The organism is Blastomonas sp. UPD001, assembly GCF_003426715.1.
In the GTDB taxonomy this organism is placed as follows: Bacteria; Pseudomonadota; Alphaproteobacteria; order Sphingomonadales; family Sphingomonadaceae; genus Blastomonas.
Window position 1 is genome coordinate 2,369,866 of record NZ_QKVT01000001.1, and the last position, 8,766, is coordinate 2,378,631.

Below are 8,766 nucleotides of genomic sequence, written 5' to 3' on the forward strand. Positions count from 1 at the left end.
AAATCCTGCCGCCCGCCGACGCTGCCGACCAGCAGATCAACCCCGGCGCCAACACGCTGTTCCAGTTCATCAGCAACGCCGCAAGGCTCTCGATGTCCAAGGTGACGCAGGACATCCAGGCGGTCCCCGCGAGCGCCGAGGTCGCCGCCGCGCTCGATATCCCGCGCCGTTCCGCCTGCCTGCGTATCCTGCGCTGCTATCACGACCAGAACGGACGGCTGTTCGAACTCTCGGTCAGCCACCATCCCGGCGACCGCTTCGCCTATTCGATGCATATCGACGTCGAGGGCTAGGGGCTTGAAAATCCTCCCCTGCAGGGGGAGGGGGACCGTTCGCGAAGCGAATGGTGGAGGGGTGCTAGCTCCTCGTAGGCGTGGACACCCCTCCGTCTCGCCTACGGCGATCCACCTCCCCCTGAGGGGGAGGATTTGAGAGGCATGCTTGCTCACGCGCCCAGCTCCGGCGCGTCCATCGCCTGCCATTCCGGCTCCGAAGCAAAGCGGATCGGCGGGGCGATATGGTGCGCGTGGCCCGCCTCGACCAGCAGCCCTCGATGCGCGACATGCTCGCTGGCAAGGCCCTCGGCAAAGTCGAGCACGGGCGAGAAGGCGACGTCCTTGTCCTCGAACCATTCCACCCAATCGTCGCGGGTGCGGGTAAGGAAGGTTTCGCGCAGGAAGGCGATGAGCGGGGCCTGCGCGGGGCCGGCCTCGGCCGCGCCGAGCGGGATCAGGTCCTCGCGGCCCAGGGCGGTGAGCAGCACCTTCACGAATTTCAGCTCGCGTCCGCCCAGCACCACATGGCGGCCGTCACGCGTTGCATAGACCTGGTAGAAGCCCGCTCCGCCGAGCGATCGCTGCGTTGCCGAGCGCGGAGCCTCGCCGCCCGCGATCGCGCTGCCCGCGATATGCGCGCACCAGGGCAGCAGGCTGTCGAACATCGCGATGTCGATATAATCGCCCCGGCCGGTGCGCTGCCGCCCGATCAATGCCATCAACACCGCAGACAGGCCGGTAAGCCCGGCGGCCATGTCGGCGGACGGTACGCCGGGCACCACCGGGGTGCCATCGGGACCATCATTGACCGAAAGAAAGCCCGACAGCGCCTGCACCGCCAGGTCGTGCGCCGGGTGATGCGCCATCGGCCCGTCCTGCCCGAAGGCGGACACCGAGCAATAGACGATGCCCGGGTTGATCGCGCTGGCCGCAGCATAATCGAAGCCCAGCCGCTGCATCACGCCGGGGCGAAAACCCTCGACGAAGACATCGGCGTTGCGGATCAGCTCGGTGAGGCGCGCGCGCCCGGCCTCGCTCTTGAGGTCGAGCACCTCGCTGGTCTTGCCGCGGTTGAGATTGCGGAACCAGACCGACTGGCCGTTCTCGAACGGAGCCATCTGCCGCGCCGGATCGCCCGCCGGCGGTTCGATCTTGATCACCTCGGCGCCCTGGTCTGCCATCATCACCGTGAGCATCGGCCCGGGCAGGAACTGCGACAGGTCGATCACCCGGATGCCGGAAAGCTTGCCCATGGTTCAGATGATTCCGTCGCGCTTGAGCGTCTCGATTTCGCCGCCCGACAGTCCGATGCTGGCCAGCACCTCGTCATTGTCCGCGCCCAGCAGCGGCCCGGCGCGCGAAGGCAGCCGCTCGCCATCGACGCGGATCGGGCTGGCGAGCACGCGCAACGCTTCGCGGTCGGGATGCTGCACGGTCTGCATCATGCCGGTTTCCTGAAGGTACGGATTGTCCATCGCGCTCGCCAGATCGTGCACCGGCGCGACCGGGACCTTGCCCGATAGCAGCTCGATCCAGTGCTGCGTCGGCTGCGTTTCGAACACCGCATCGAGCACCTGGGTCAGCGCATCGCGATGGGCGAGCCGGTCGGCGGGCGTCCTGAAGCGCGGATCGTCCTTCAGGTCGCTGCGCCCGATCGCATCGACCAGGATCGACCAGAATTTGGGTAGCTGCGCCATCACGAACATCCAGCCATCGGCCGAGCGGAACATCTGGCTGGGCGTGACCGAGGGATGCGCGCTGCGCGGCGCGCGCGGGGTGACGTCGCCCTCGTTGAGATACCAGACCGCCGGATAGCTCATCTGGTGCGCCGCGACCGACAGCAGGTCGACATCGACATCGCAGCCGGTGCCCGATCGCTGTGCGTCGAGCATCGCGGCGAGCAGACCGACCGCCATCTGCGTGCCGGTCATGAAATCGACGATCGACAGCCCGAAGCGCACCGGCGGGCCATCGGGTTCGCCGGTCAGCGAGAGGAATCCGGCCTCGGCCTGCATCAGGTAATCATAGCCCGGCCATTTGGCACGAGCATTATCGCGGCCATAGGCGGAGAGGTGCGCACAGACGATCCCCGGATTGATGTCCGCGAGCGCCGCATAATCGAGCCCCAGCCGCGCGGGCAGATCGCCGCGCAGATTGTTGACCATCGCGTGCGAGGTCGCCGCGAGCGCCCGCAGAATCTCGCGCCCGCGCTCGCTCTGCAGGTCGAGCGTCAGCGATTTCTTGTTGAGGTTGAACGCCTGGAAATACAGGCTTTCGTTCTCGCGCAGGAAATGCGGCCCCACCGCACGCGCGGTATCGCCGCCCGGCTGGCCGGGCTTGCCGGGTGGCTCGATCTTGATGACCTCCGCCCCCATCTGCGCCAGGAACATCGTGCCATAAGGCCCCGCGCCATATTGCTCGGCAGAGAGCACGCGATAGCCGGTCAGCGGCAGCCTCATGACAGTTGCTCCCCCCTCACACCGGGTTCCGCTTTACCCATTGCTTGGAAATGATCATCCGCTGCATCTCGTTGGTGCCTTCGCCGATGCACATCAGCAGCGCGTCGCGATAATAGCGCTCGATCTCGTACTCCTTGGAATAGGCATAGCCGCCATGGATGCGCATCGCCTCTTCGGAATTGCGCACCGCGGCTTCCGAAGCGAAATATTTGGCCATGCCCGCTTCCATGTCGCAGCGCTCGCCGCGGTCATAGGCTTCGGCGGCATCGAGCGTGAGCAGCCGCGCGGCGCGGGCGCGGGTGACCATTTCGCCGATCTTGAGCTGGATAGCCTGATGGTCGGCAATCGGCTTGCCCATGGTCTGGCGCAGCTGCGCATATTCGGTGGCGAGACGCAGCGACCCTTCGGCCAGGCCCACACCGCGCGCGGCGACGTTGATGCGGCCCAGCTCCAGCCCGCCGGTGGCCTGGAAAAATCCCTGGCCCTCGACGCCGCCGATCAGATTGTCCGCCGGGATGCGGTAATTGTCGAAGATCAGCTCGGCGCTGTCGATCGCCTTGTAGCCCAGCTTGTCGAACTTCTTGCCGACGGTGAAGCCGTCCTGCTTGGGCGCGATGAACAGGCTCATGCCCTTGTAGCGCGGATCCGCCTTGGGGTCGGTCTTGACCAGCAGCGCAAAGCAGCTGCCCTGGATCGCGTTCGAGATCCACGTCTTGGTGCCGTTGATGACATAATGGTCACCATCGCGCACCGCCGTGGTGCGGATCGCCTGCAGGTCGGTGCCGGCATTGGGCTCGGTCAGCGCCAGGCCGCCGCGGATTTCGCCGCTGGCGAACTTGGGCAGCCATTTGGCCTTTTGCGCAGGCGTGCCGAAGCGTTCGACCGCGCAGGCCATGATCAGGTGCGAATTGAAGATGCCGGTGATCGCCATCCAGTAGGAGGAAATGCGCGCGACGATCTTGGCATAGGTGGTCGCAGGCAGGCCGAGCCCGCCATATTCCTGGCCGATGGTCGCACCGAACAGGCCCATTTCGATCATCTGATCGACCAGCTCGGCGGGCCAGATGTCCTTGTGGTCGTGGTGCATCACCACGGGTTTCACTTCGCGTTCGATCCAGCGATCGATCGTATCGAGAAAGGCGGCTTCCTCGGCCGCATCGATCGTACGCGGTTCTTCCTTTGGCAGGCTTGCCATCCTGGCTACTCCGGTCATTCTGCTCGCCACCCCCCATAGGGCGGCGAGGTTCAATTCGTCTCGTCTGCTCTCGCGATCAATCGTCCGACGGGCCGAAACCGCGCTTCCAGATCAGCATGGTGCGGTTGAACGTGCACACCACTTGTCCGTGCTGATTCTTTCCGATCGTCTTGACCGTGACAATGCCCTGTTCGGGCCGCGAGGAGGACTCGCGCTTGTCGATTACCTCGCTCTCGGCATAGAGCGTGTCGCCGGGGAACAGGGGGTTCGTCAGGCGGATATTGTCCCAGCCCAGATTGGCCACCGCCTTCTGGCTGACGTCCGAGACGCTCATCCCGACCATCAGCGCGACCGTGAGCGGGGAGCAGACCAGCGGCTTTCCGAACTCGGTTTTCTTGGCATATTCATAATCGAAATGCGCCGGGTGCGTGTTCATCGTCAGCAGCGTGAACCACACATTGTCGGCATCGGTAATCGTGCGCCCGGGGCGGTGCTCATAGATATGCCCGACGACGAAATCCTCGAACGCGCGTCCGAAGGTCTCGCGATATCGCCCCTGTGAAACTTCCTTGGCTCCCTCACGCATCAATCATGGTCCTTTCGTTTCGCCTCGTCTCGCGCGCCAGCATGGCCCGCATCCGCGCCACGATCGGCGCTTCGAGCATCTTTCCCTTGTGGCGGATCGCCATACCGCCCGCTGCCTCATAGGCTGCGATCGCGTCCTGCGCTTCGGCAATCGCGTCGGAATCCGCGCCGAAACCGGCATTGATCGCATCGACCTGGGCAGGGTGGATCGCGGCCTTGGCGGCAAAGCCCAGCGCGCGCACCTTGCGGCATTCGTCGGCGAGCCCCGCAGCATCGTCGAGCCGGATGAAGGGCACGTCGATCGCGGGCACGCCCGCGTCGGCGCAGGCCATAACGAACTGGCCGCGCGCCACCAGCAGCGGATCGAACGCCAGATCGACGCCGATCTGCGCAGAGAAATCACCACCGCCGAACATCATCGCGGCGACCTGCGGCTGGGCGGCGATGCAGGGCGCGTCGCGCAGGCCCCTGACCGTCTCGATCAGCGGGACAAGGCCGATCGCGGGATTTTCGAGGATGCGTGCGACCTGCGCGATCTCGCTGGCATGTTCCACCATCGGCACGAACAGCAGCGGCGGCGGGGCAGGGCATTGCGTCAGCGCGATCAGGTCCTTGAGGCCCGCCCGCGTCATCACCCCGTTGATTCGCACCGCGAGGCGCGTGCGGTCCCAATCGGCGAGACCCGCCATGACCGTCGCGCGCGCGCTGTCCTTGTCGGGCGCGGCGACGGCGTCTTCCAGGTCAATGCAGACAAGGTCCGCTTCGCTCGCCAGCGCCTTGGTGATGCGGTCGGTGCGCGAGCCCGGCACGAACAGGATGCTGCTGGCAGCGAACATGATTTTTCCCCAGGGCCCCTTTGCCGACGAACAATTCCCCTTCACAATTTGTCCGGACAAATCTAAAGTCAAGCACAAATCAGGATAATCATGAAGGGAAGAGGTTTATGCGTATCGGTACCCTGACTCTCGCGGCGCTTCTGGCCGCCACCACCCTGGCCGGCCCGGCGCTGGCAAGGCCGCTCGATCCGGCCAAGCCCGAGGATGCGCTGGAGATCATGAAGCGCACGCAATGCGGCGTGAAGGACAATGTGCCCGCCGTCTATCGCTGGCAGGGCCGCATCTACAGCCGGCGCCAGGGCGAGCCCGACAAGCACCTGTTCAACATGGAAGGGATGAACATCCGCCAGTGCGTGACGGTGACCGATCCGCAGCGCGGCACCGGCTATCGCATGGTCAGCCGCGAGATCACGCTCTATCTCGATCCCAAGACGAACGAGGTGCTGCGCACCTGGCAGAACCCCTATACCGGCAAGACCGTCGAGGTGATGCACATCGCCAACGATCCGGTCAATTCGCGCCCCAGCTTTCCGATCAGCGCCGATGGCAAGCCCTATTCGATCACGCTGACCCGCATGGGCGACACGATGCTGATGCCGGTCGAGGCCCCGCTCTATTATGTCAATCCGCTCGCCGGCGACTATCAGGATTATGTCGGCAACAAGTACCACGCGATGGAGATTTTCGACTTCTCGATGCCGGTCAAGGCGCTCGACACTGCGACGCCCTCGGTCAACCCCACCGTCGCCTGGGTGCGCATTTCCGACTGGATGCCGTGGATGATGATGGAAGGCCGCGACGGGCAGATGGTGTTCAACGCCATGGGGGTGAAGCTCAACAGCTTCGACGAGCTGCCCGAGGTGATCAAGCGCGAGATCGCGACCAACTATCCCGGCTATACCGCGCCGCCGCCGGTCGATGACACCCGCCCGAACGAGACCACCTGGACGGTGTTCAAGAAGAAGATCGAGGCGCAGCGCGCGAAGGACGGCACCAAGCCTGCCGCATCGCACTGAGCCTGCGGAAACACCACCGCGCTACGGCGCAAAAAAGACCCCCGGAAGCCTGGAGCTTCCGGGGGTTGATTGTGAGCCCTCCCTTCGAGGAAGGGCGCAGGCGTTGTGGAAGGCGTCAGAAACTTGCGGTGAGCAGGATGCCGATGCGCCGGGGCGGACGCAGGCCGGCAACGAAATTGCGCCGCAGATCGGCATTGGCATCGGCATAACGCAGGATCTGCGACACCGCATCCTCGTCGAACAGGTTGCGTGCATAGAGCATCACGCGGTAGCGGTCGCTCTGCACGCCAAGCCGTGCATCGACCACCACCGATCCGCCGGTCTCGGCGAAGTTCAGCACCTGGTCGAAGCTGGTCGAGACCATGTTGACGTTGCTGCCGACGAAGAAATTCCAGTCGTCGTTGATCGGGGTACGATAATCGACATCGACGAACACGGTGTGCTCGGGCGCGCGCGGGATGCGCTTGCCGCGGATCGCCCCATAGCGCGACTGGCAGCCGGTGACCGCGGGGAATTCGTCACCCAGCGAGCAGTTGACCAGACCATCGTCGGCGACGTCGTTGATCAGGCCCAGATTCTCGTCGGTACCGCGCGTGAACTTGGCGTTAACATAGCTGTAGTTGGCGGTGACGGTGAAATTGCGCACCGGACGGATCAACAGCTCGAGCTCGGCGCCGTTGATCCGCGCATCGCCGCCGTTGCGGGTGAGCGAGACCTGGTTCGGCGGGACCGAGACGTTCTGGGTGATCTGATAGCCCTTCACCTCGGTATGGTAGAGCGCGAGGTTCGCGGTCAGCTTGCCGTCGAAGAACGTGTTCTTGGTGCCGATTTCATAGGTCTTGTTGTCTTCGGGCTGGAAGGTCGGGAAGCCCGCCAGAATTGCCTGGTTGCTGTTGAAGCCGCCGGGCTTCTGGCCTTCGGCATAGACCGCGTAGAACAGGTTTTCGGGCGTCGCCTGCCAGCTCAGGGTAAAGCGCGGCGTGAATTCCTTGAAGGTCGCCTGGACCACGCGCGGGGCAGGGATCGCCTGGCCGTTGTTGAAGGTCAGCGTCGACTGGCGGATCTTCTCTTCCGCATAGCGGCCCTCGGCGGAGAAGGAGAGCGTGTCGGTGATGTCGAACGTCGCCGAACCGAAGATCGCCTTGTTCTCGATATCGAACGAGTTGACGTTGCGCGACTCGGGCAGGTTGGCCGCGGTGACCGTGATCGGCGTGAAGATGCCGCAATTGGCCAGCTGTGCGCACAGCGAGGTGGTCGCCGCATTGGCATTGGCCTGCGCGCGCGCGAGCGAGCCGGGCGGCACCACGCGGGTGTCGCGCGTCACGTCGCTCTGGTCGAAATAATAGCCGCCCAGCATCAGCTGCAGCCGGTCTCCCTCATAGGCGAGCCGCAATTCCTGCGACCAGTCGTCAGTGACCTGGCGGTTGGAGAAGGTGAAATCCTGGACCGAGGTCGCAAAGGCGGTGAAGCGCGTCGTGCGCGGCGGCACGATCGGCGCGGGGGCAGGGCCGGTCGCACCGAAGGCGAAGATCACCATGTTGAAGCTGTTGGGCGAATAGTCGCCATCGGTCTTGGTGTTCGCGGTGCGCCGGTTGTAGCCGGTCAGGCTGGTCAGCGTCAGCTCGTCGGTAAAGTCGAAATCCATGCGGAAGCCGGCGTTGAGCGTCTTCGATTCGATCCCGGCATTTTCCGGATCGACGAACTGGCGGCGATAGTCGGTATTGACCTGCTGCGGCTGGATGACCCCGCAGAAATAGCGCCTCTGGCCGCGATAGAGCGTGCCATTGTCGGGGAAGCAGTTGTTCGCATTGGCGCTCTGCGCGAAGATCGCGGGCTGACCGTCGTCGATGACATTGTAGTTCGCGCGCAGCGAGGCGCGGAAGCGGCCGCCATTGTTGAACTGCAGCGCACCATAGCCCGAATAGCTCTGCTGCTTGCCGATGCGGGTGCCGTCGAACGCGTTGCGAAAGGCCCCGGCATTGTCGAGCACGCGCCCGCCCATCACGATGCCCAGGCCATCGGCGAGCGGTCCGCGCACGTTGGCCGTCGCCTCGTAGCGGTCGTCTTCGGCCAGATCGACCTGGACGCGACCGGTCCATTCGGTGCTCGGCATCTTAGAAATCAGGTTGATCGCGCCCGAATAGGTGTTGCGGCCATAGAGCGCCGATTGCGGGCCCTTGACCACCTCGAACCGCTCGACGGTGTCGACGTCATAATCGGCGAGCGAACCCGAATAATAGATGCCGTCGATGAAGAAGGCGACGCCCGACTGGCCCAGGATATTGGCCTGGCCGCGGATCACCGGGCGGTTGGCATCGCGGCCGAGCGAGTCGTCGAACACCAGGCCCGGCACGTCCCACCAGCCGCCCATCTTCAGAACCGAAAGCGACACCGGGACCA

Annotated in this window: 8 protein-coding genes; 2 read left to right on the plus strand and 6 right to left on the minus strand. The window is 64.6% G+C overall.

The features are described from left to right. Positions 1-293: UTRA domain-containing protein (locus DM995_RS12105; RefSeq protein ID WP_116969586.1), on the plus strand; the 293-nt coding region annotated here is incomplete at its 5' end. Between the two features lie 152 nt (positions 294-445). On the opposite strand, the gene DM995_RS12110 is transcribed toward DM995_RS12105, so the two are convergent. The 5 genes from DM995_RS12110 to DM995_RS12130 form a co-directional block, all read right to left on the minus strand. After that, entirely contained in the window at positions 446-1,528 is a 1,083-nt protein-coding gene (locus DM995_RS12110) for a CaiB/BaiF CoA transferase family protein (protein WP_116969587.1), read from the minus strand. Between the two features lie 3 nt (positions 1,529-1,531). Then, positions 1,532-2,734, minus strand: a complete 1,203-nt coding sequence (locus tag DM995_RS12115) for a CaiB/BaiF CoA transferase family protein (protein ID WP_023837378.1) — start codon at positions 2,732-2,734, stop codon at positions 1,532-1,534. Positions 2,735-2,750: 16 nt separating this feature from the next. Next, entirely contained in the window at positions 2,751-3,929 is a 1,179-nt protein-coding gene (locus DM995_RS12120; protein ID WP_116969588.1) for an acyl-CoA dehydrogenase family protein, read from the minus strand. A gap of 76 nt (positions 3,930-4,005) precedes the next feature. After that, entirely contained in the window at positions 4,006-4,515 is a 510-nt protein-coding gene (locus DM995_RS12125; protein WP_031317904.1) for a MaoC family dehydratase, read from the minus strand. Next, on the minus strand, positions 4,508-5,350 hold the full coding sequence (locus DM995_RS12130) for an HpcH/HpaI aldolase/citrate lyase family protein (RefSeq protein WP_232824355.1): 843 nt from the start codon (positions 5,348-5,350) through the stop codon (positions 4,508-4,510). The genes DM995_RS12125 and DM995_RS12130 overlap by 8 nt, the downstream gene beginning before the upstream one ends. A 107-nt stretch (positions 5,351-5,457) precedes the next feature. Between DM995_RS12130 and DM995_RS12135 the strand changes: the two genes are divergently transcribed. Next, entirely contained in the window at positions 5,458-6,366 is a 909-nt protein-coding gene (locus DM995_RS12135) for a DUF1838 family protein (RefSeq protein ID WP_116969589.1), read from the plus strand. A gap of 115 nt (positions 6,367-6,481) precedes the next feature. On the opposite strand, the gene DM995_RS12140 is transcribed toward DM995_RS12135, so the two are convergent. Next, positions 6,482-8,766: TonB-dependent receptor (locus tag DM995_RS12140; protein WP_116969590.1), on the minus strand; the 2,285-nt coding region annotated here is incomplete at its 5' end.

Bases quoted from the DNA above. Each gene is read 5' to 3' on its own strand.
- DM995_RS12110 (WP_116969587.1), bottom strand. From the start codon at position 1,528: ATGGGCAAGCTTTCCGGCATCCGGGTGATCGACCTGTCGCAGTTCCTG.
- DM995_RS12115 (WP_023837378.1), bottom strand. From the start codon at position 2,734: ATGAGGCTGCCGCTGACCGGCTATCGCGTGCTCTCTGCCGAGCAATAT.
- DM995_RS12120 (WP_116969588.1), bottom strand. From the start codon at position 3,929: ATGGCAAGCCTGCCAAAGGAAGAACCGCGTACGATCGATGCGGCCGAG.
- DM995_RS12125 (WP_031317904.1), bottom strand. From the start codon at position 4,515: ATGCGTGAGGGAGCCAAGGAAGTTTCACAGGGGCGATATCGCGAGACC.
- DM995_RS12130 (WP_232824355.1), bottom strand. From the start codon at position 5,350: ATGTTCGCTGCCAGCAGCATCCTGTTCGTGCCGGGCTCGCGCACCGAC.
- DM995_RS12135 (WP_116969589.1), top strand. From the start codon at position 5,458: ATGCGTATCGGTACCCTGACTCTCGCGGCGCTTCTGGCCGCCACCACC.